Consider the following 20,259-nt stretch of genomic DNA (forward strand, 5'->3'; position numbering starts at 1 on the left):
GACAAGGGCTCACCGGGCCCGGTCGTAGACCATCGCCATCTCGCCGAGGTCGCCGGTTTCGTGCAGGGACAGCTTCCACTTCGTGGCGGGCAGGCCGTCGTCGAAGAGGCGCTCGCCGCCGCCCGCGATTTCGGGGGTGATCATGAGGTAGAGGCGGTCCAGGAGGTCGGCTTTGAGCAGTGCCTTGATCACGGTGGTGCTGTTGTTGACCAGGATGTCGCCCTCGCCTCTGGCCTTCAGTTCGGTGATGACGTCGGCCGCGGGGGCGTTGGCGATGCGCGCGTGGGGCCACGGCGCCTCGGTGAGCGTGGTCGACAGCACGACCTTTTCCGTGTCCACCAGCCACTTCGCGTAGCCGCGGTCGCGGGGGTCGGCGTCCTCGTTGTCGATGACGGTCGGCCAGAAGCCCAGGAAGCCTTCGGCGTTGAGTCGGCCGAGGACGGCTGTGGTGGCGCCGTCGTGCAGGCGGGAGAGGTGGTTGCGGGCGACCTCTGTCATGGCGTAGGGGACGATCGCGGCGAGGTCGCCGGCGCCGCCGGGGCCGTTGTAGCGGCCGTCGAGGGTGATGCTGATGTTGGCGGAAACCGTGCGGGTCATTTCTGTGCTCCCTTGGTGGTGTCGATCTTGATGGCGTCCATGAGGTTGTCGAGGACCTGGCCCCAGCCGGTCGCGATGCCGGCGATGTGCGGCGCCGCCTCGACGGTCGTGTCGGTGATGCGCAGCCCGAGCCGCAGGTGGGTGCCTTCGGCGACTTCGTCGAGCTCCAGGTCGTACTCGGTCGTGAACGACGCTTCGCCCAGCACGGCCAGGTCGAACACGAGCCGCTCGTTCTCGGTGGCTGCCTGCACGTGGCCCTCGGACCGGTAGCTGGCCTCGGCGTCGCGGAACTCGACCACCGCCTCGCCGTGCGGGTGCGGGTCGAGCACGACCTCCACCACTGAGAACGCCGGCGGCGCCCACCAGTCGGCCAGTTTCTCCGGCTCCACCCAGTACCGCCACACCACGTCCGGCGGCGCGGGCACCAGGCGCTCGAACGAGAACTCCCGCCCGTCCGCCCACCGCTCCCGATCCGCGGCCGCCGTCTCGGTCTCGACGGCCTTCCGGTACCGCTCGAGCACGTCCCGCTCGCCGGCGTGCGCCGCAGCCTTGTCGAGGATGATCTCCAGCCGATCCGCGAACGCCCTCAACGGCACGGCGTCGATCGCGTACACCCGCCTCTGCCCGAGCGGCGTCACGGACACCACCCCGACCTTCGCGAGCGCCTGCAGGTGCTTCGTCGTCTGCGGCTGACGCAGCCCCGTGAGCTCCGCAAGCTCCCCCACGGACCTCGGCCGCCCCGCCAGCAGCTCGACGATGCGCCACCGCGCCCCGTCACCCAACGCTGCTGCTATCTCGTTCATGAGGGAAGTATTCCTCAGGCAGAATATTCTTGTCAAGGAATATACAAGAACAGGCCTCTGGCCTGCGAGTTCACCAAGAAAATTCGATCAGCCGGCAGAAGCCCCGAGACGGAACAGGCCCAGAATCAGCCTTCCGACCCCTTCACCTTCGCAGCCTCCCGACGCACGTCAGCCTGCGTAGCCCGCTCCCGCTCCAGCCACTCCGGCTCCGCGGCCTTGATCTCCTCGATCTCCGCCGTCGTCAGCGGTTCGGTCAAGCCCGCCCGCGACAGGCCGCCGATGGAGATCCCCAGCTTCGCCGCCACCACCGGGCGCGGGTGGGGGCCGTTGCGCCGCAGGTCGCGGAGCCATTCGGGCGGGTCGGTCTGCAGGGTGTTGAGCTCGTCGCGCGACACGGCGCCCTCCTGGAACGACGAGGGGGTCGCCTCCAGGTACACGCCGAGCTTCTTCGCGGCGGTGGCGGGCTTCATCGTCTGAGGGGTCTTGCGCGAGGTCATGGCGCCCAGGGTAACCACCGTCGGTAATCTGGCCTGCGTGACCGGCCCGGACGCACCGCCCTCGTTCACGCTCGGCTACGTCCCGGGCGTGACGCCCGGCAAGTGGGTCCGCACCTGGCAGGAGCGCCTGCCCAAAGTTCCGCTGATCCTGGAACCCGTCGAGCCCCAAAAAGCCACCGCGAAGATCCACGACCGCGAAGTCGACGCCGCACTCCTGCGTCTGCCCATCGACCGCACCGGGCTGCACGCGATCCCGCTCTACATCGAGACCACCGTGGTCGTCGTGCCGAAGGACCACGTCGTCGCGGCCGCCGACGAGGTCACGCCCCAAGACCTCGCCGACGAGCTCTTCCTCCACCCCCACGACGACACGCTCGGCTGGCCCCACCCACCCGGCAAGCTCGCCGCGCACCGGCCGGACACCACCGCCGACGCGATCGAGCTCGTCGCCGCCGGCGTCGGGCTGCTCGTGGTGCCGCAGTCGCTCGCCCGGCTGCACCACCGCCGCGACCTCACCTACCGGCCCCTCGCCGACGTTCCGGAATCCCAAGTCGCGCTGTCCTGGCTCGAAGACGAGACCACCGACCTGATGGAACAGTTCATCGGCATCGTCCGCGGCCGCACGGTCAACAGCACCCGCGGCAAGGCGCCGGAACCGAAGCCGAAAGCCAAGCCCCTACCGAAAACCAAGAGCCCCAAGAAACCCCAGCATCCGCCCAAACGCGGCAAACCCCGCCGCCGCGGCTGACCCCACCTCGGCCATTCGGCCGAACCTCACCCCCGAACCCCAGCCGAACGGCCAGCCCACCCCGGCCGTTCAGATGATCAACAAAAACGCCGTTCCCAGCAGGCTCGGACTCCGGATCAAGCACACCGGAGCACGAGGTGACTGGGGACATGCTGCAAGAACAACCCACCAAGCGAAAACTGCTCTTCGTCGCCGCAGCGACGGTGATCGTCGGGGGAGTGCTCGCCATCGTCGGCAGCTTCGGGCCCGTCGACCTGCAGGTCTACCGCTTCGGCGCCGACGCGGTCCTCCACGGCGGTGACCTTTACGGCCAGCTGCCCGCCACCACCTCCGGTTTCCCGCTGCCCTTCATCTACCCACCGTTCGCGGCCGTCGTCTTCACGGTCATGACGCTCCCACCGCTCGCCGTCTCGGCCGTGCTGATGGACCTCGTCTCCGTCGCCGCCCTCTGGGTCACGCTCTACGCGACCGTCCGCCGCCTGAAGCCGACCTGGCAGGCCGCGCTCCCCGCCACCGCGCTCACGGTCGCCGCGCTGGCCTTCGAACCCGTGCGCTCCACACTCTCCTTCGGACAGATCAACCTCGTCCTCATGGCCCTCGTCGCCGTGGACATCCTCATGCCCAACCCGCGCTGGCCCCGTGGCATCGGCGTCGGCATCGCGGCCGCCATCAAGGTCACCCCGGCGGGCTTTCTCCTGTTCTTCTTGCTCACCAAGGACTTCCGCTCCGCCCGCAACGCCCTGATCGCCGGCGCCGCGGCCACCGGCCTCGGTTTCCTCGTCGCCCCGGCCGCCTCCGCGACGTACTTCTTCGGCGGCGGCCTCACCGGCGCGGCCGGCCTCAGCGGCTCGCCCTACGCCACCAACCAGACCATCGAAGGCGCGCTCCACCGCCTCAACCTGCCGCCGCTGGCGTACGACGTGCTGTGGCTGGGCATCTCCGCCTTCGTCATCGCGGCCGCCGTGGTCGTGATGCGCCGAGTGGACCCGCCGCTCGCCTTCGTGGTCAACGCGACGGCCGTCCTCGTCCTCTCCCCGATTTCCTGGTCGCACCACTGGGTTTGGGTCGCCCCGGCGCTGGTCATCCTGGCCGCCCGCGTCCGCACCACCCGCCAAGGCGCGGCCCTCGCCGCCGGCACGCTCGTGTTCATCGCCGCACCCCACGCCTTCCTGCCCAACAGCGACATGCGCGAACTCGCGTGGGCACCCTGGCAGCACGTCGTCGGCGACTCGTACCTCCTGTTCGCCCTCGGCCTCCTCACCTGGCTGCTGGTCGTCACGCAGCCGGCCTCGGTGAGCCTCGAAGAACCGGCACTCGCCGCTGAGGCCTGTCCACGCCCCACCGGACGTATTTCCCCACTCATCGAACAGAATTCATAATCGCGATCGCCAAAACACAACAATTCATCTCCCCGTCGGGTGACCGCGCCAAACAATCGGTCACCCCGCCGCGAGCCCCCTAGGGCTGAGTTGGTGAACGCACTGCTCTGTTCGGGGGAATTGCCGCGCACAACGCCCGCCCCGGGCGAAAGGTCCCGCGGCGCGCCTTGATCACACGCAGCGTCACATCGGGAAACGCGAAGAGTGGCGACGCGCCGGAAATCCCTCGTCAAACCCCTGGCGCGGAGCCCTATTAGCACCCCGCCAGGGCACTGGTGCTCGCAGCCCGGATGTGATGGCGCTAATATCCGGGTCCCGCCATCCAGACATGGGGGAGCGGCGCCACCGGCGGGAAGCGAAAACCGCGCTTTCGCCGAAGGCCGTGAACCAGCGAAGAGCCCGAACAACGAGCCAGAACAACGAGCGAGACCACCAACCCGGCGCACGGCCTGCCACCAACCGGACGCGAGGACTTGAAGCCATGTCGGAACAACTGCCCGCCCGCCACGCGCAGCAGCGCGGGCGCGTCGTCCCGGCCGCGGTCGCGGTCCCGGTGACGGCGGTCGTCGCCGGTGCGCTGTGGGCGTGGGTGACGTTGGAGGTGCCCGAGCAGAACCGGGTGCTCGTCGCGGTCGTCGCGGCCGTCACCTGGGTCGCCCTCGTCGTCGCCGTCTACCTCGCCACGCGCGGGTCGTCGGCGCTCACCGGCGCCGAGGAGCGTGCCCGCCACGCCGAGCGCCGGGCGCAGATCGAGGCTCGGCAGATGACGGCCGTCAACCTCGAGCTCTCCATGATGGTTGACCAGACCCTTCCGGCCCTGGTCAACCGCCTGCGCGACGGCACGAGCGCCGCCGACGTCTACAACTCCACCCACCTGCCGGAAGACCCGTTCCAGAACCGGATCATGCGCCTGTTCATCGACGAGGTCGCCCAGGGCGAGCGCCGCCGCGCCGCCGCCACGGCCGCGTGCGCGAACGCCGCCGGCCGCGTGCAGGCGCTGTCCACCAGCATCCTCGCCGACCTGCGCGAGATGGAGAACCACTGCCCCGAGGACATGCTCGGCGAGGTCCTCAAGGTCGACCACAGCACCGCCCAGGCCGGCCGTCTCGCCGACTCCATCGCCGTGCTCACGGGCGCGCGCTCGGGCCGCCGCTGGGCGAAGCCGATCCGCATGGAGAGCATCCTGCGCGGCGCCATGGGCCGCATCGGCGCGTACACGCGGGTGCGCATCCACTCCACCAGCAGCAGCGCCATCGCCGGGTACGCCGCCGAAGACGTGATGCACGCGCTGGCCGAGCTGATGGACAACGCCACCAAGTTCTCCGCGCCCTCCGAAGAGGTCCACGTCTACGTCGAGGACCTCCACAACGGCGCCGTGATCACCATCGAAGACGGCGGCCTCGGCATGAAGCCGCAGGCGCTCACGCGAGCCGAGATCGCCGTGGCGCAGAACGAAAAGCTCGACCTCACCACGATCTCCGGGACGCGCCTCGGCCTCGCCGTCGTCGGCCAGCTCGCCCGCAAGCACCAGCTGCACGTGTTCTTCCGCCCGTCCTCGCGCGGTGGCACCGGCGTGGTCCTGCGCATCCCCAACCACCTGATCACGCAGCCGCGCACCGACCCGTTCACCGACCCCCTCTCCGACGCCCAGCCGCGCAGCGAAGCGCTGGTCAGCGCCGTGCGCGCCGAGGGCCGCGAGTCCACGCGCGGCACGCTGGAACCGGTGCTCAGCGAGTCGGGCGGCCTCCCGAAGCGCCCGCGCGGGCAGACGCTCGCCGCGTCGCGCCAGCTGGCGCCGAGCCCCGGCCCGCGGCCGACCAACCGCAGCCACGGCGACAGCGGCGCCCGGTTCGGGGCCTTCCAGCAGAGCCGCACCCGCAGGGTCGCCACCAGTCCGGCCGAGTCGCAGGCGGACACCGATGACAACGACTGAGTCCCTGCCGCACCGGAACCCCCAGATTGGAGTGAGGGGGCGCGCGTTTTCCGCCCCCGGATCCTCGATGACCCAGAACTCGAACCTCGAATGGCTCCTGGAGAACCTCGTCGGCAACACGCCGGGAGCCGTCCACGCGCTGGTGCTGTCGAAGGACGGCCTCAAGCTCTGCCACACCGCCGGCCTCTCCATCGACAAGGCCGACCAGCTGGCCGCGATCGCCGCCGGCGTGCAGGCGCTCTCGCACGGCGCGTCGGCCGAGTTCGGTGACGGCAGCGGCGGCATCCGCAACTCGATGACCGAGTTCCACGGCGGCATCCTGTTCATCGTCGAAGCCGGCATCGGCGCGCACCTCGCGGTGATCGCGGCCGAAGACGCCGACGTCGGCCTGATCGGCCACAACATGGACGAGCTGGTCGAGCAGATCGGCTCGTTCCTGACCGCCGCTCCGCGCTACGCGCAGGCCGGTCCGACGGCATGATCCGCCGCGCTGTCGAGGAAGAGGACCCCGACCGCCTCTACACGCTCACCGGCGGGCGCAGCCGCACCGAGGACCTCGAGCTCGACCTCGTCACGATCATCGTCGCCGAGTCGGCGCCGTCGGCCGGGATGCAGTCCGAGCACGTGCGGATCCTGCGGATCGCCCTGCACCCGACGTCGGTCGTCGAGCTCTCCTCGGAGCTCTCGCTGCCGGTGAGCGTCGTGAAGATCCTGGTCACGGATCTGCTCGACAGCGGCAAGGTCTCGGCCCGCCACCCCTCTTCGGCGCTGCAGCGCGCGTCCATCCCCGACTCCGAATTCCTCAAGAAGGTGCTCGTTGGACTCCGCAATCTCTGAACGCACCCCTCGCGCCCCGCTGGCCGCCACCGCCGCCGACGGGCTGAAGATCGTGATCGTCGGGGGCTTTGGCGTCGGCAAGACCACGATGGTCCGGTCGGTCAGCGAGATCCGGCCGCTGAGCACCGAGGAGACGATGACGCAGGCCGGCGTCGGCATCGACCAGGGCCTGCAAGGGAAAACCACGACCACGGTGGCGTTCGACTTCGGCAGAATCAGCCTCGACGAGCGCATGGTGCTGTACTTGTTCGGCGCGCCCGGCCAGGAGCGCTTCTGGTTCCTGTGGGACCGGCTGTTCTCCGGCACGCTCGGCGCGGTGGTCCTCGTCGACACCCGGCGCCTGGCCGACTCGTGGTACGCGATCGACCGGCTCGAGCACCACGGCACGCCGTTCATCGTGGCGCGCAACAACTTCGAGCCGCCGGCGCACGATCTCAGCCAGGTCCGCGACGCGCTCGACCTCTCACCCGACGTGCCCCTGATCGACTGCGACGCGCGCCGCCGCGACTCGTCCAAGCAGGTGCTGATCTCGCTCGTCGACCACCTCTACTCGTTGTCCACCGCCCGGGAGAACCAGCCGTGACCGAACACCGGCCTGAAGTGTCCACAGAGGACTTCGTCAAGCTCTACGGCGCGCGGTTCCAGGAGGATCCGGCCACCCTCTACGGCCGGATTCGCCAGGAGTACGGCGGTGTCGCCCCGGTGCTGCTCGACGGCGACGTCCCCGCGTGGCTGGTCTGCGGCTACCGCGAGTTGCACCAGGTCACCAGCGATTCCCAGCTGTTCGCCCGCGACACGCGCCGCTGGAACCAGTGGGAGAACGTGCCGGCCGACTGGCCGCTGCTGCCCTACGTGGCGCACAACCCGTCGGTGATGTTCACCGAGGCGCTGGAACACCGCCGCCGCGCCGGCGCGATCGGCGACGCACTGTCCGCGGTGGACCAGTTCGACCTGCGCGCGCACTGCGAGCAGATCGCCGACCGGCTGATCGACACGTTCGCCGGCACCGGCGAGGCCGACCTCATCACGCAGTTCGCGATGCAGATTCCCTTGCTGGCCATCGCGAAGATGTACGGCATGCCCGAGGCCGAGACCCCGGCACTGGTGCGCGACGTCGCGATCTCCCTCGACGTCGGCCCCGACGCGATCCCGGCGTACGGCCGCGTGCAGGAGGCCATGGGCCGGCTGCTGGCGCTCAAGCACCGGCAGCCCGGCCACGACGTTCCTTCGCACATGGCCCACAGCCCCGCGGGGCTCACCGACGCCGAAATCGTGCAGGACCTGCTGGTGGTCACGGCCGCCGCACAGCAGCCGACCGCCAACTGGATCGGCAACACCATCCGGCTGATGCTCACCGACGACCGCTTCGCGATGACGCTCTCGGGCGGGCGCGGCAGTGTCGGCGAGGCCCTCAACGAGGTCCTCTGGCACGACACGCCCACCCAGAACTTCATCGGCCGCTTCGCCACGCGCGACACGCAGCTCGGCGGCCGCCGCATCCGCACCGGCGACCTGCTCGTGCTCGGCCTCGCCGCCGCGAACGCCGACCCGCACGTGCGTCCCGACCTCGCCGGCGGCGCCGCCGGGAACCACGCGCACATGTCGTTCGGCCACGGCGAGCACGGCTGCCCGCACCCCGCGCCCGAGGTCGCGGAGGTCATCGCCCGCACGACCGTCGAGGTGCTGCTCGACCGGCTGCCCGACCTGTCGCTTTCGGTGCCGGACGAGTCCCTGAAGTGGCAGCGGTCGATGTGGATGCGCGGGCTGGAGTCACTGCCCGTCACGTTCACGCCGACTTACGTCGCAAGTCACGCCGTCAGCTGGGGCTGAACCGCACCGGCAACGCCGACGGTCCGCGCGTGAACACCCCCGCTTCGTGGGTGTCCGCGTTGTCGGCGAGCCGCACGTTCGGCATCGCGTCGAGCAGCTGAGCCACGCCGACCTCGATCTCCGTCTTCGCCAGCAGCGCGCCGACGCAGAAGTGCCGGCCCAGCGCGAACGACAGATGGTTCGCGGCCGCCGAGAAGGCGGTTTCCGTCGGCAGGTCCGTGCGGAAGATGTCGAACTCGTTCGGGTTCTCGAACCGTCGCGGGTCGCGGTTGGCCGCACCGATCAGGCAGGTCACGGTGCTGCCGGCCGGCACACGCTTGCCCGCGATCTCGATGTCCTCGGCGGGCTGGCGCATGATCATGTGCACCGGCGGCGTGTAGCGCAGCGTCTCCGCGAACGCCTTGGGGATCAGCCCGTGGTCGGCTTGCACGGCTTCGAGCTGCGCCGGGTTTTCCAGCAGGTTCTTGAACACGCTGGCGATCGCCTTGTCGGTGGTCTCCCCACCGGCGGCGAGCAGCAGGCTGCAGAACGCCTTGATGTCCTCGTCGCTCATCCGCGTGCCGTCGACCTCGGCCGAGCACAGCGTGGAAAGCAAGTCGTCGCCGAGGTTTTCGCGGCGGGCCCGGATGATCGGGATCAGGTACTCCGCCAGCTCCTCGCGCGTGCGCACGCCGGCCGCGGCCACGTCCGGGTCCTGGCTGAGGTTGCCGAGGAAGCCGATGATCGCGGTGTACCAGCGCTGGAACCGCTCGTGGTCGCTCTGGTCCAGACCAAGCATGTCCACGATCACGTTGATCGGGAAGTGGCGCGCGTAGTCCTGCACCAGGTCGGCTTCGCCGCGGCCACGGAAGCCGTCGATGAGCTGCTGCGAGTTCCGCTCGATCACGGGCCGGAACTTCTGCTCCAGCTCGTTGCCGCGGAACGCCGGCACCACCAGCGCCCGCCGGATCGAGTGCTCGCGCCCGCTCATCTGCAGGATCGTGCGCCCGTGCGCGGGTTCCAGCTGCCAGCTGTAGTTGTCCGTGGTGAACACGGGCTCCCGAAACGCTCGGGCGACGTCGTCGTAGCGGGAAACGATGTAGCTCTGCATGCCTTCATGCCAGACGATGGGCTCGTCTTCCAGCATGATGTCGTACGCGGAATACGGGTCGGCTGCGAATTCGGCGGAAAGGATGTCCGGCGCGTGACGTGCCGTGGTCATGGAGCTCCCTCGCTCGGGCGGTGGAGTAACCACGTTATCGACGGACGTTGCGTGCGCGGGGAAAATTCAGACCATTGGAGTAGACCACTGCTCCAGGTGGATTACCGGCCGAACGTCGTTCGGTGTCCGTGCGTAGTGATCGGGGGCCTCGCGTCACTCTCTAGAGTTTTTCCGGTCAGCGGGATTACCGCCTCGGGAAGTGCCGATCCGGGCCGTCCTCAGCCCCTCGGCGCGATCGAATCCCACGTGCCGAGCAGCTGATCGGCGTCCATCACCGCACCGAAGTACTTGTCGATGTTCACCAGCGCCGCGTCGTGCTCGGCCTGCGTGAAAGCCGCGCAGCAGTCGCCCATGAACGCGATGTGGTAGTCGAGCATGTAACCGTGCCGCGCGGTCGATTCCACGCACACGTTCGTACTGACGCCGGCCATCACCAGCGTCTCGGCCTTCAGTGTGCGCAGCACCGAATCCAGCCGGGTGTTCACGAACCCGCTGTACCGGTGCTTCAGCACGACGGGTTCCCCTGGCAGCGGCGCCACCTCGAACGACTCCGCGCCCCACGTCCCCGCCCGGCAGACCACGCCGGAGCGGCCACCGGACCGCGCGGTCAACGCCGCCGAGTCGGTCGCCTTCTCGTGCGCCGTCTGCACGAACACGACCGGTACGTCGTGCGCTCGCGCGCCGGTCAGCAGCGCCTGCAGCCGGGGAATCATCTCCTTGGCCGCGCTCACGTCCTCGCCGCGCCGGGCGCACGCGCCGTCGGGATGGCAGTAGTCGTTCTGCACGTCCACCACCACGACGGCCGCCTTGGCGGGGTTCAGCTTTTCCTCGTCGAATCGCACAGTCGCCACCTCGGTCGAGCCGCTTCGGGAGACGGGAACCTACCGGCTGGACCACGCGGCCACCAGGAGGGATTCCACTGGCTGAAATCAATCGGCCGTGACCAGCTCGGCCAGTGCTTCCCGCAGCTTCCCCGTCACCTCGACCGGCCGCCGCGACTCCCGGTCCACGAACACGTGCACGAACTGCCCCTCCGCCACCAGCGCCTCGGCGGCGGTGTACATCCCGATCTCGTACCGCACGCTCGACCGCCCGAGGTGCGCCACCCGCAGCCCCACCCGCACCGACCCCGGGAACGACACCGAAGCGTGGTACTGGCACCGCGATTCCACGCACAGCCCGATCACCTCGCCGGCTTCGATGTCCAGCCCGCCGCGATCGATCAGCCACGTGTTGATCACGGTGTCCATCAACGAGTAGTGCACCACGTTGTTCACGTGGCCGTAGACGTCGTTGTCCTTCCACCGCAACGGAATCGTCTGCCAGAACGGGTAACTCACCACAGGTGCACCGAAGCCCGCAGGATCCCGGCCAAGTCGTCCTCGGAAGCCTCCCGCGGCGCCGTCGCCAGCAACCGCTGCTGCTTCACCGTGCCGGAGACCAACGAGTCCACATCGGACTCCGCATACCCCACCGCGCCGATTCCCGCGGGAATCCCGATCTCCCGCATCAGGTTCACCAGCACCGCCGGCAGGTGGTCCTCGAAGTCCCCGGCCCACTCGAAGTCCGGCGCCAGCAGCCGCGCCACCCGCAGGTGGCGCTCCGGCGCGGCGGAGAACGTGAACCGGAACGCCTCGGGTGCCGTCAGCGACACCGCCATCCCGTGCGGCACCATCGCCTCGTCGCCCGGGTAGCCGTCCGGGTGGAACTCCCGCACCTGCCCCGCGATCGGGTACGCGTTCGCGTGCGGGATGTGCACCCCGGCGTTGCCGAACCCCAGCCCCGCGAACGTCGCGGCCAGCGCCATCGCCTCGCGCGCCTCCAGGTCCGAGCCGTCGCGCACCGCCCTGGGCAGCGCCCACGACAGCAATGACAACGACTTCTCCGCGAACATGTCCGCCAACGGGTTGGACCCGCAGTACGGCACCCGCTGCTCGGGCTTCTTCCGGTCGAACGACGTGTACGGCTTCGCCGTGTAGCTCTCCGCCGCGTGACAGAGAATGTCCATCCCGGACGCGGCCGTCACCCCGGCCGGCTGCGTCACCGTCAGCCGCGGGTCCACCACCGCCAGCGTCGGCCGCAGCCGCAGGTGGCTGATCCCACTCTTCACCCGCAGTGACAACACATCGAGCACACACACCGTCGTGCTCTCCGACCCGGTCCCCGTCGTGGTCGGCACGGCCACGAGCGGCTTCAACGGGTTCGACGGCGCCCGCCCGCCGCCCACCGGCGCGTTGACGTAGTCCATCAACGAGCCCTCGTTGGACGTCAGCAGGTTCGCCGCCTTCGCGGTGTCGATGCTCGACCCGCCACCCACGGCCACGAACGCGTCGTACGGCCCGGTCCCGCGCGCGAAGTCCACGGCCTTCTGCATGCTCACGTCCGTCGGCTCAACGTGGACGCCGTCGAAGACCTCCGTCGCGATCCCGTACGACTCGATCCCCGAAGCGATCCGCGCCGGCCACCCTGTCTCGGCGACGGTCGGATCCGTGACCACGAGTACCCGGCGAACGCCGTACTGCGTGAGGTCGTAACCGATTTCGTCGCTGGCTCCCGTGCCGTACTTCAACGCGGGCGCGCCGTACGTGAAAACGGTTTCATGCTCGGTGGACGTCAAGGCCCCGGTCCTCGCTTCCTGTCAGCCGGCGGTCAAAGTGGACATTTGTCCCATTTTCGCGGTCATTCCTCGAAGATCACTTGACTGCGGTGAACCGTGCCGCCCTAAGCTCTCCTCATTAGATACCAATTAGGAGCGACCGTCGCCCAGACGGCCGTGCGCATCCTGACCGAGGCCCAGGTCCGCCGGGTGTACGCGGTCGTCGGCGAAGCGTTCCTGGAGCTGCTCGACGCGTTGCAGCGCGAGCGCGAAGTGACCCTCGTCTCCGCGCGGCACGATTCGGGCGCCGCGTTCATGGCCGAAGCCGAGGGCAAGCTCACCGAGCGCCCCGCCGTGCTGCTCGCGAGTCGCGGCCCGGGCGCCGCGAACCTCGCCATCGGCGTGCAAACGGCCTACCAGGACGAGACCCCGATGGTCGTCCTCCTCGAGACGCCGGCGCTCGACCGCGCGATCACCGGCGAGCTGCCGACCTCCGACCTGACGGCCATGTTCGAGTCCATCGCGAAGTGGTGCGTACGCGCCGAAGACCCCGACGCGGTGCCGGGCCTGCTCGCCGAAGCGCTCACGCGCTGTCGCGAAGGCCGTCCGGGACCGGTTGTGCTCGGCGTGCCCAGTGACGCGTGGGGAGTGCCGTACGACTCGGCCAAACCGGTGGCCAAGGTGCGCCCGCCGATCACCGGAACGCTGGGCCGTTCGGCCGAAGCCGTCGCCGGGCTCGTCGACGAGGCCCGCTACCCGGTGGTCATCGTCGGCGGCCGCGCGCGTTCGGCGCGAGACGAGCTGATCGCCGTCGCCGACGAGCTCGCCCTGCCCGTCTACAACGCCTTCCGCCGCCAGGACGCCTTCCCCGAGACGCACGCGCGCTACGCCGGCCACCTCGGCCTCGGCATCCCCGCGCGCCAGCTCGACGCCCTCGAACGCGCCGACCTCGTGCTCGCCCTCGGCACCCAGCTCGACGAGGTGACCACCCAGGGTTACCGCTACCCGACGTCGCAGCAGACGCTCGTGCTGGTCGGCACCGGTATCGACGAGCAGCGCCGCCGCGGCCTCACCTTCCGCGTCGACTCCGAGGTCGAGCCGTTCCTGCGCGAGCTGCGCTCGATCGCGACGCCGCGCACGCGCCGCGCCTCGGCCGCCAACGCCGCCGTGCACACCTTCATGACCCCGCCCGACACGAGCGGCAACACGCGCGTGCACCCCGTCGACGTGATCCGCGCCCTGCGCAAGCTCGCGCCCGAGGACACGATCGTGACCAGTGACGCAGGCAACTTCGCGCAGTTCATGCACCGCTACTGGTGCTTCACCGCGCCGCGCAGCCAGCTCGGCCCGAGCAACGCGGCCATGGGCTACGCCGTGCCCGCCGCCATCGCGGCCAAGCTCGCCGAACCGCGCCGCGCCGTCGTCGCGATGGTCGGCGACGCCGGCACCCTCATGACGGGCCAGGAGATCGAGACCGCCGTCCGCTACCGAGCGCCTGTGATGGTTGTCGTGTTTCAGAACGGCGTCCACGGGGCATTGGCCATGCACCAGGCCCGCGCGCACGGCCGGCTCTCGGGCGTCACCATCCCGCTCACGGACTTCGCGTCGTGGGCCCGCGGGCTCGGCGCCGCCGGGTACACGGTGGACGATCGCGAAGAGCTCGAGGCGATCGTCGCGAGTGCGTTGGTGCGCCAGCGTCCGTGTGTGATCGATGTGAGGACGGACCCGGACGTCGTAACGCCCGACGTCCGCCTGAGCACCTTGCTGAGCGCGGTTCGCCCGCAATCACCCGGGCAGTGATTTTTCTCCGGCGCGCAACGGGAAACGCCGGGAAAGTTCAGTGGCCGCAGGGGGGTGGCTCCGGTAGCCTGACGGTGTTCCCAGGGGTTCGCGGGAGAACCGGGATCCGGCAGTCACATGCAGCGTCACATCGGGACGCGCCGCGCACGCTTCCACAGTGCGAGGGTTACCGATTCAGTGGTCTGGCCCGGACGGGAACGGCCGGTTTCTGTCGGTGCCGGGTGACATCATCACGGCATCGCCCGCTGGGAGGCGGGTGGGAACGAGGGGAGCTTCAACATGGCCGACGAAAAGACCACGGTTTCGCGTGGTTCGTCTGCCCGCACCGCGGCGGCGCGTGCCGCCGGGGCGCGCACGGCGACGGAGCAGGTCCGCGAGACCTCGGGTGTCGTGCCGGTGCTGTTCAGCGCCGTCGCGGAGGCCCACGACGTGGCCGTCGTGGTCGGCGACCAGGACGCCGGCTGGCGTTCGCCGTTCGGCGGCGGTCTGCGTCCGGCGAGTGGCGAATAGCTCACCCCGGCCTGGCTCACGCCTGTTCACCAGGGTGAGTCCGGGTGGTTCGGGTTGTCCACGTGCCACAAGCTGTGCTTTACTTTCGATGGTCTTGATTTTTGTGAGTTACGCTCGCAGATATCAGCGGGCGTAGTGTCTCCTCACTCGAGGAAGCAAACCGCCCGGGTTTGACTCGGGGTGCTGATGTGGCTTCCCGTTTTTGGTGTTATGTATGGAGATATTTAATGACTCAGGGCACTGTGAAGTGGTTCAACTCCGAGAAGGGGTTCGGCTTCATCACCCCCGACAACGGTGGCGGCGACGTCTTCGTTCACTACAGCGAGATCCAGGGTAACGGCTTCAAGAGCCTCGAAGAGAACGCTCGCGTGGAGTTCGAGATCGGCCAGGGCCAGAAGGGCCCGCAGGCCACGTCGGTCACCGTCATCTGACCTAGACCTTCGTGAAGGGGCCGCCACCCGCGCTACGGGTGGCGGCCTTTTTCATTGCCAGCGCTGTCGTGTCAGTGCTGTCGTAATCAGCGCTGTCGTTGTCGGCGCCGTCGCTTTTCATCGCTGCCGTCTGCTCTGCCACAGACCGTCTCACGATCTGGTTTCCTTTGCCGGACAACGACTTCCGTGCCTCCAGGTCACCCCGCTATCACCCGATCGTGTCTGACGTGGACCTCGTAGGCTGCGCGCCATGATCGAGAACGGCTACACCGTCTCCGGGATGTCCTGCGGCCACTGTGCACAGTCGGTCACCGAGGAAATCACCGACCTTCCGGGCGTCGAAAGCGTCGAGGTCGACGTCGAAACCGGCCGCGTCGTCGTGCGCAGCGCCGAAGAGCTCACCGAAGACGTCGTCCGCGGTGCGGTCGAAGAAGCGGGTTACACCTACGAAGGCACCGCGGCACTCGTCTAGCGGATCAGAACCGGCGGATCAGAGCACCGCCTCAGAGCACCGCCTCAGAGCACTGCCTCGGAGCACTGCGTCGCGCCGCCGCGGCCGCCGCCCACGCGGGGAAGTCACCGGATCGGCGCAAGCCGTGTCGCACGGTGTGCCCCTTCGTGCCCTGCCTCGGGTGGGTGATTCCCCCGGCCGAAGTACTGGGCCGTCCGGGTGAGCAATCGAGCTGCAACCCTCCGCAACCCTTCCCCTATCCGGCTTCACACGGTCTGCTGAACCGGCACAAGCAGGACAAGGAGAACTGTGGTGGGCCCAGGTGTGGCGGGCATCGTCGCCAACCCGGCGTCGGGGCGGGACATCCGGCGGCTGGTGGCGCAGGCGTCCGTGTTCCCGACGGCCGAGAAGGCCAACATGGTCCAGCGCGTGCTGGCCGCGTTCGCCATCACGGGCGTCGAGAGAACGCTCGTTTCCACCGACCTCGGTGGCATTTCCGCGGCCGTGCACCGCCGGCTGAGCCGCGAGCCGCTGCCGGGTGTCGAGTTCTGCGACAAAGAACCGCTCACGGGCACGGCGCAGGACACGATCAACGCCGTCCGCCGGATGGTCGACGCGGGTGCCGGCGTGATCGTGTGCCTCGGCGGCGACGGCACGGCCCGGGTCGCCGCGAAGGCGTGCGGCGAGGTGCCGCTGCTCGCGCTGTCCACCGGCACCAACAACGCCTTCCCGCAGATGCGCGAAGCCACCGTCGCGGGTCTCGCCGCCGGCTTCATCGCGAGCGGTCAGATCGACCCCGACCTGGTCACCCACCGCGTCAGCAAGCTCGAAGTCGTCACCAAGGCGCGGCGCGAGATCGCCCTGGTGGACGTCGCCGTGACCCTGAGCAAGCACGTCGGCGCGAAGGCGCTGTGGGATCCGGCGTCGCTCACCGAGCTCTACTGCACCTTCGCCGAGCCCGACGGCATCGGCCTCTCCAGCATCGCGGGCCAGCTCTGCCCGAGCCCGCGCTCCAGCGCCGACGGCGTCGCCCTCAAGCTCGGGCCCGTCGGCGTCACCCCGCACGTGGTCCACGCGCCCATCGCCCCCGGCCTGGTGAAAGCCGTCGGCGTGCGCGGCTGGGGCGTGCTCCAGCAGGGCATGCGCGTGGACCTCGCCGCAGGCGGTGGCGTGATCGCCGTCGACGGTGAACGCGAGCTCGAACTCAAGCCAGGGGAGAGCGCGTACGTCGAGCTCCGGTCCGACGGGCCGTGGTGCGTCGACGTCCGCGCGGTGATGGCCGAAGCGGCCCAACGAGGGTTGTTGCGCACCACATCCACCGAAGGCGGTGCGCCTACGAAGGGAAAGGAGCGTCGACGATGACGGAGACCTTGCTGGAGGCCTATCGCACCATGCGCACGATCCGCGCGTTCGAGGAACGCGTGCACGAGGAGTTCGCCACCGGCGACATCCCCGGCTTCGTCCACCTCTACGCCGGCGAGGAGGCTTCGGCCACCGGCGTCTGCAGCCACCTCGACCGCCGCGACACCATCGCCAGCACCCACCGCGGCCATGGCCACTGCATCGCCAAGGGTGTGGACGTGAAGGCCATGATGGCCGAGATCTACGGCCGCACCACGGGATCTTGTCACGGCAAGGGCGGCTCGATGCACATCGCCGACCTGTCGAAGGGCATGCTCGGCGCCAACGGCATCGTCGGCGGCGGCCCGCCGCTCATCTGCGGCACCGCGCTCGCGGCGAAGCAGCGGGGGACCGGTGGCGTCGGCGTCGCCTTCTTCGGCGACGGCGCGAGCAACCAGGGCACCACGCTCGAAGCCCTCAACCTCGCGTCCGTCTGGAACCTGCCCGCGGTCTTCGTCGCCGAGAACAACGGTTACGCCGAAGCGACGTCGAGCACCTGGTCCGTGGCCTCGGACAACATCGCCGACCGCGCCGCCGGCTTCGGCATGCCCGGCGTGATCGTCGACGGCTACGACTTCTTCGCCGTGACCGAAGCCGCCGGTGAGGCCATCGACCGCGCCCGCGCCGGCGGCGGTCCCACGCTCCTGGAAATGAAGTTCACGCGCTACTTCGGCCACTTCGAGGGCGACCAGCAGGCCTACCGCGCCGACGAGGTCGCCCACGCCCGCGAGCACCTCGACTGCCTCAAGCGCTTCCGCACCCGAGTGGTCGAAAGCGGCGAGCTGTCCGAGGAAAGCCTCGACAAGGTCGACACCGAAGTCGCGAAACTTGTCGAAGAAGCCGTGGCGGAAGCCAAAGCCGCACCCAAACCCACCCGAGCCGACCTGGAGACCGACGTCTACGTCTCGTACTGAAGGGAGCGCGAGTCATGGCACGCACGATCAGCTACCGCGAAGCGATCAACGAGGCCCTCGCGCAGGAGATGCAGCGCGACGAGTCGGTGATCGTGATGGGCGAGGACAACGCCGGCGGCGCGGGCAGCCCCGGTGAGGAAGACGCGTGGGGCGGCGTTCTCGGTGTCACCAAAGGGCTTTTCCACCGTTTCCCCGGCCGGGTGCTCGATACGCCGATCTCCGAATCGGCCTTCATCGGCGCGGCCATCGGCGCCGCCACGGCCGGCCAGCGGCCCGTGGCCGAGCTGATGTTCATCGACTTCATGGGCGTCTGCTTCGACCAGATCTTCAACCAGGCGGCCAAGTTCCGCTACATGTTCGGCGGCAAGGCGCGCACGCCCGTGGTGATCCGCACGATGTACGGCGCCGGGCTGCGGGCCGCCGCCCAGCATTCCCAGTGCCTGTACCCGATCTTCACGCACATCCCGGGACTCAAGGTCGTGGTGCCCTCCAGCCCGTACGAGGCCAAGGGCCTGCTCATCCAGTCCATTCGCGACGACGACCCCGTGATCTTCTGCGAGCACAAGGCCCTCTACGACACCTCCGGCGAAGTCCCCGAAGACAGCTACACCATTCCCTTCGGCGAAGCCAACGTCGTCCGCGACGGCGAGGACGTCACCATCGTCGCCATCGGCCGCATGGTCGGCGTCGCCGAGGAAGCCGCGCGCGAGCTGGCCTCGACCGGGGTCGAGGCCGAGGTGATCGACCCGCGCACGACCAGTCCACTCGACACCGAGACGATCCTCGAAAGCGTCGAGAACACCGGCCGGCTCGTGATCGTCGACGAGGCTTCCCCGCGCTGCAACCTCGCCACCGACATCTCCGCGCTCGTCGCCCGCGAAGGGTTCGCGTCCCTGCGCGCACCCATCGAGATGGTCACGCCGCCACATACGCCCGTGCCCTTCTCCGACGCGCTCGAAGACCTCTACATCCCCGGCCCCCAGCAGGTGGTCAACGCGGCGAAAGCCGTGGTGGGCTGGACTCGGTGATGGCCGAGATCCAGCGTGTGACCATGCCCAAGTGGGGCCTGTCGATGAAGACGGGCCGCATCACCGACTGGCTCGCCACCGAAGGCGACGACATCACCGAGGGTGACGACCTCGTCGACATCGACACAGACAAGATCACCGGCACGCTGGAGTCCCCGGGCTCCGGCGTGTTGCGCCGGGTGATCGCGCCGGCGGGGGAGGACGTGCCCGTCGGCGCAACGATCGCCCTGGTCGCGCCCGCCTCCGTCGCCGACGCCGAGGTCGACGAAGCCGCCGATGCCGCGTTGCGGGAGCTGGCCGAAGGCGTGGTCGAGGAGGCGGCGGGACCGGTCACCGGCACCGTCGAGGTCGACGGCCGCACCCTCAGTTACGCCACGCTCGGTGACAGCGGTGATGCGGATGGCGAGGTGGTGGTCCTCGTCCACGGCTACGGCGGCGACAAGAACTCCTGGCTCTTCGTCCAGGAGCCGCTCGCCGACGGCCGTACCGTCCACGCGCTCGACCTCCCCGGTCACGGCGAGTCCACCAAGGACGTCGGCGACGGCTCCCTCACCACCCTCGCCAACGCCGTCCTCGGCTTCCTCGAAACACTCAACGTCACGAAGGCGCACCTCGTCGGCCACTCGCTCGGCGGCGCCGTCGTCGTGGCTGCCGCCGCGGCACAACCCGCGAAGGTCTCTTCGCTCGCGCTGGTGGCCCCGGCTGGCTTCGGTGACCGCATCAACGCCGGTTACCTGCGCGGCTTCGCCACCGCCACGTCGAGGCGAGAACTGAAACCCCACCTCAGCGCACTCTTCGCCGACCCGGACCTGGTCACGCGCCGTCTCGCCGACGACCTCCTCAAGTACAAACGCCTCGACGGCGTCGACCGAGTCCTGGAGAAACTCCTCGGCACCCTGCTCGAAGACGACGACACCCCGGCCCTGCACATCGCCCCGCTCCTGGCCCGGTACGAAGGCCCGATCACTGTGGTCTGGGGCAGCGAAGACGCCGTCCTCCCACCCGAAAACGCGGCCGGCCTCCCGGACGTCCACTCCGTCGAGGGCGCCGGCCACCTGGTCCACTTGGAGAAACCGTCGGCCGTTGTCGAGGTGGTTGTCGAGATCGTCTCAGAGGCGACGGAGAGATCGGCACGGCCTTGACCGACGTCCTTACGGCCTTGACCGACGCCGTCACGGCCTTGCTCGACCTTTGATCGACTCTGTCGGTGAAGTCACCGCCCCTTCCGATCACGGCCCGACCACCTGCACACTGGCGCCGGAGGCCGGGTGAGGAGCACCCCAATGCGGCGTTGGGTGCGTTG

The 20,259-nt window shown here is 69.3% G+C and carries 23 protein-coding genes; 15 read left to right on the top strand and 8 right to left on the bottom strand.

What is annotated here, in order from left to right:
• Nucleotides 1-9: 9 nt before the first annotated feature.
• The 3 genes from K1T34_RS20350 to K1T34_RS20360 all read right to left on the bottom strand — a co-directional run bounded on the left by K1T34_RS20350 (nt 10) and on the right by K1T34_RS20360 (nt 1,897).
• Nucleotides 10-597: a dihydrofolate reductase family protein gene (locus tag K1T34_RS20350; protein ID WP_220245818.1), complete on the bottom strand. Its 588-nt coding sequence runs from the start codon at nt 595-597 to the stop codon at nt 10-12.
• A complete protein-coding gene (locus K1T34_RS20355; RefSeq protein ID WP_220245819.1) occupies nt 594-1,400 on the bottom strand; it encodes a metalloregulator ArsR/SmtB family transcription factor in 807 nt (268 codons plus the stop codon). The genes K1T34_RS20350 and K1T34_RS20355 overlap by 4 nt, the downstream gene beginning before the upstream one ends.
• Before the next feature lie 125 nt (nt 1,401-1,525).
• Nucleotides 1,526-1,897 (bottom strand): DUF5997 family protein, encoded by a 372-nt coding sequence (locus K1T34_RS20360; RefSeq protein ID WP_220245820.1) that lies wholly within the window; start codon nt 1,895-1,897, stop codon nt 1,526-1,528.
• Nucleotides 1,898-1,934: 37 nt separating this feature from the next.
• Between K1T34_RS20360 and K1T34_RS20365 the strand changes: the two genes are divergently transcribed.
• From K1T34_RS20365 to K1T34_RS20395, 7 genes are all read left to right on the top strand, one after another.
• Nucleotides 1,935-2,645 (top strand): LysR substrate-binding domain-containing protein, encoded by a 711-nt coding sequence (locus K1T34_RS20365; protein ID WP_220245821.1) that lies wholly within the window; start codon nt 1,935-1,937, stop codon nt 2,643-2,645.
• Nucleotides 2,646-2,794: 149 nt separating this feature from the next.
• Nucleotides 2,795-4,024, top strand: a complete 1,230-nt coding sequence (locus tag K1T34_RS20370) for a glycosyltransferase 87 family protein (RefSeq protein ID WP_220245822.1) — start codon at nt 2,795-2,797, stop codon at nt 4,022-4,024.
• Between the two features lie 481 nt (nt 4,025-4,505).
• The gene (locus tag K1T34_RS20375; protein ID WP_220245823.1) at nt 4,506-5,957 is read left to right on the top strand and encodes an ATP-binding protein; all 1,452 of its coding nucleotides are present in this window, start codon (nt 4,506-4,508) and stop codon (nt 5,955-5,957) included.
• A gap of 67 nt (nt 5,958-6,024) precedes the next feature.
• Complete coding sequence (locus tag K1T34_RS20380; protein ID WP_220245824.1) at nt 6,025-6,438, top strand: roadblock/LC7 domain-containing protein; 414 nt, start codon at nt 6,025-6,027, stop codon at nt 6,436-6,438.
• Nucleotides 6,435-6,794: a DUF742 domain-containing protein gene (locus K1T34_RS20385; protein ID WP_220245825.1), complete on the top strand. Its 360-nt coding sequence runs from the start codon at nt 6,435-6,437 to the stop codon at nt 6,792-6,794. The genes K1T34_RS20380 and K1T34_RS20385 overlap by 4 nt, the downstream gene beginning before the upstream one ends.
• A 52-nt stretch (nt 6,795-6,846) precedes the next feature.
• Nucleotides 6,847-7,377 carry an ATP/GTP-binding protein gene (locus K1T34_RS20390; protein ID WP_220247310.1) on the top strand — a complete coding sequence of 177 codons (531 nt, stop codon included), beginning with the start codon at nt 6,847-6,849 and terminating at the stop codon, nt 7,375-7,377.
• On the top strand, nt 7,374-8,624 hold the full coding sequence (locus K1T34_RS20395) for a cytochrome P450 (RefSeq protein ID WP_220245826.1): 1,251 nt from the start codon (nt 7,374-7,376) through the stop codon (nt 8,622-8,624). Before K1T34_RS20390 ends, K1T34_RS20395 begins: the two co-directional genes overlap by 4 nt.
• Here the strand turns inward: K1T34_RS20395 and K1T34_RS20400 are convergent.
• From K1T34_RS20400 to K1T34_RS20415, 4 genes are all read right to left on the bottom strand, one after another.
• Nucleotides 8,611-9,825, bottom strand: a complete 1,215-nt coding sequence (locus K1T34_RS20400; RefSeq protein ID WP_220245827.1) for a cytochrome P450 — start codon at nt 9,823-9,825, stop codon at nt 8,611-8,613. The two genes, K1T34_RS20395 and K1T34_RS20400, sit on opposite strands and share 14 nt — an antisense overlap.
• 218 nt (nt 9,826-10,043) lie before the next feature.
• Nucleotides 10,044-10,667 (bottom strand): cysteine hydrolase family protein, encoded by a 624-nt coding sequence (locus tag K1T34_RS20405; RefSeq protein ID WP_220245828.1) that lies wholly within the window; start codon nt 10,665-10,667, stop codon nt 10,044-10,046.
• Nucleotides 10,668-10,754: 87 nt separating this feature from the next.
• The gene (locus K1T34_RS20410; protein WP_220245829.1) at nt 10,755-11,168 is read right to left on the bottom strand and encodes a thioesterase family protein; all 414 of its coding nucleotides are present in this window, start codon (nt 11,166-11,168) and stop codon (nt 10,755-10,757) included.
• Nucleotides 11,162-12,442, bottom strand: a complete 1,281-nt coding sequence (locus K1T34_RS20415) for a hydroxyacid-oxoacid transhydrogenase (RefSeq protein ID WP_220245830.1) — start codon at nt 12,440-12,442, stop codon at nt 11,162-11,164. Before K1T34_RS20415 ends, K1T34_RS20410 begins: the two co-directional genes overlap by 7 nt.
• Before the next feature lie 117 nt (nt 12,443-12,559).
• Between K1T34_RS20415 and K1T34_RS20420 the strand changes: the two genes are divergently transcribed.
• The 3 genes from K1T34_RS20420 (at nt 12,560) to K1T34_RS20430 (ending at nt 15,162) form a co-directional block, all read left to right on the top strand.
• On the top strand, nt 12,560-14,221 hold the full coding sequence (locus K1T34_RS20420; RefSeq protein ID WP_220247311.1) for a thiamine pyrophosphate-binding protein: 1,662 nt from the start codon (nt 12,560-12,562) through the stop codon (nt 14,219-14,221).
• A 279-nt stretch (nt 14,222-14,500) separates the two neighbouring features.
• Nucleotides 14,501-14,731, top strand: coding sequence for a hypothetical protein (locus K1T34_RS20425; protein ID WP_220247900.1), 231 nt, complete (start codon nt 14,501-14,503; stop codon nt 14,729-14,731).
• A gap of 227 nt (nt 14,732-14,958) precedes the next feature.
• Nucleotides 14,959-15,162: a cold-shock protein gene (locus K1T34_RS20430; RefSeq protein ID WP_013222289.1), complete on the top strand. Its 204-nt coding sequence runs from the start codon at nt 14,959-14,961 to the stop codon at nt 15,160-15,162.
• A gap of 1 nt (nt 15,163) precedes the next feature.
• Here the strand turns inward: K1T34_RS20430 and K1T34_RS20435 are convergent, their stop codons facing one another.
• Entirely contained in the window at nt 15,164-15,304 is a 141-nt protein-coding gene (locus K1T34_RS20435) for a hypothetical protein (RefSeq protein WP_220245831.1), read from the bottom strand.
• Nucleotides 15,305-15,412: 108 nt separating this feature from the next.
• On the opposite strand from K1T34_RS20435, the gene K1T34_RS20440 reads away from it, so the two are divergent.
• The 5 genes from K1T34_RS20440 (at nt 15,413) to K1T34_RS20460 (ending at nt 20,098) form a co-directional block, all read left to right on the top strand.
• On the top strand, nt 15,413-15,634 hold the full coding sequence (locus tag K1T34_RS20440; RefSeq protein WP_220245832.1) for a heavy-metal-associated domain-containing protein: 222 nt from the start codon (nt 15,413-15,415) through the stop codon (nt 15,632-15,634).
• Between the two features lie 291 nt (nt 15,635-15,925).
• Nucleotides 15,926-16,975, top strand: a complete 1,050-nt coding sequence (locus K1T34_RS20445) for an ATP-NAD kinase family protein (protein ID WP_220245833.1) — start codon at nt 15,926-15,928, stop codon at nt 16,973-16,975.
• Complete coding sequence (locus K1T34_RS20450; protein WP_220245834.1) at nt 16,972-17,928, top strand: thiamine pyrophosphate-dependent dehydrogenase E1 component subunit alpha; 957 nt, start codon at nt 16,972-16,974, stop codon at nt 17,926-17,928. The genes K1T34_RS20445 and K1T34_RS20450 overlap by 4 nt, the downstream gene beginning before the upstream one ends.
• Nucleotides 17,929-17,942: 14 nt before the next feature.
• A complete protein-coding gene (locus tag K1T34_RS20455; protein ID WP_220245835.1) occupies nt 17,943-18,956 on the top strand; it encodes an alpha-ketoacid dehydrogenase subunit beta in 1,014 nt (337 codons plus the stop codon).
• On the top strand, nt 18,956-20,098 hold the full coding sequence (locus K1T34_RS20460; protein WP_220245836.1) for an acetoin dehydrogenase dihydrolipoyllysine-residue acetyltransferase subunit: 1,143 nt from the start codon (nt 18,956-18,958) through the stop codon (nt 20,096-20,098). Before K1T34_RS20455 ends, K1T34_RS20460 begins: the two co-directional genes overlap by 1 nt.
• The last annotated feature ends 161 nt before the right edge of the window (nt 20,099-20,259 follow it).

This window comes from Amycolatopsis sp. DSM 110486 (assembly GCF_019468465.1).
Classification (GTDB): Bacteria; Actinomycetota; Actinomycetes; order Mycobacteriales; family Pseudonocardiaceae; genus Amycolatopsis.

Bases quoted from the DNA above. Each gene is read 5' to 3' on its own strand.
- K1T34_RS20350 (WP_220245818.1), bottom strand. From the start codon at position 597: ATGACCCGCACGGTTTCCGCCAACATCAGCATCACCCTCGACGGCCGC.
- K1T34_RS20355 (WP_220245819.1), bottom strand. From the start codon at position 1,400: ATGAACGAGATAGCAGCAGCGTTGGGTGACGGGGCGCGGTGGCGCATC.
- K1T34_RS20360 (WP_220245820.1), bottom strand. From the start codon at position 1,897: ATGACCTCGCGCAAGACCCCTCAGACGATGAAGCCCGCCACCGCCGCG.
- K1T34_RS20370 (WP_220245822.1), top strand. From the start codon at position 2,795: ATGCTGCAAGAACAACCCACCAAGCGAAAACTGCTCTTCGTCGCCGCA.
- K1T34_RS20375 (WP_220245823.1), top strand. From the start codon at position 4,506: ATGTCGGAACAACTGCCCGCCCGCCACGCGCAGCAGCGCGGGCGCGTC.
- K1T34_RS20380 (WP_220245824.1), top strand. From the start codon at position 6,025: ATGACCCAGAACTCGAACCTCGAATGGCTCCTGGAGAACCTCGTCGGC.
- K1T34_RS20385 (WP_220245825.1), top strand. From the start codon at position 6,435: ATGATCCGCCGCGCTGTCGAGGAAGAGGACCCCGACCGCCTCTACACG.
- K1T34_RS20400 (WP_220245827.1), bottom strand. From the start codon at position 9,825: ATGACCACGGCACGTCACGCGCCGGACATCCTTTCCGCCGAATTCGCA.
- K1T34_RS20425 (WP_220247900.1), top strand. From the start codon at position 14,501: ATGGCCGACGAAAAGACCACGGTTTCGCGTGGTTCGTCTGCCCGCACC.
- K1T34_RS20430 (WP_013222289.1), top strand. From the start codon at position 14,959: ATGACTCAGGGCACTGTGAAGTGGTTCAACTCCGAGAAGGGGTTCGGC.
- K1T34_RS20440 (WP_220245832.1), top strand. From the start codon at position 15,413: ATGATCGAGAACGGCTACACCGTCTCCGGGATGTCCTGCGGCCACTGT.
- K1T34_RS20450 (WP_220245834.1), top strand. From the start codon at position 16,972: ATGACGGAGACCTTGCTGGAGGCCTATCGCACCATGCGCACGATCCGC.
- K1T34_RS20455 (WP_220245835.1), top strand. From the start codon at position 17,943: ATGGCACGCACGATCAGCTACCGCGAAGCGATCAACGAGGCCCTCGCG.
- K1T34_RS20460 (WP_220245836.1), top strand. From the start codon at position 18,956: ATGGCCGAGATCCAGCGTGTGACCATGCCCAAGTGGGGCCTGTCGATG.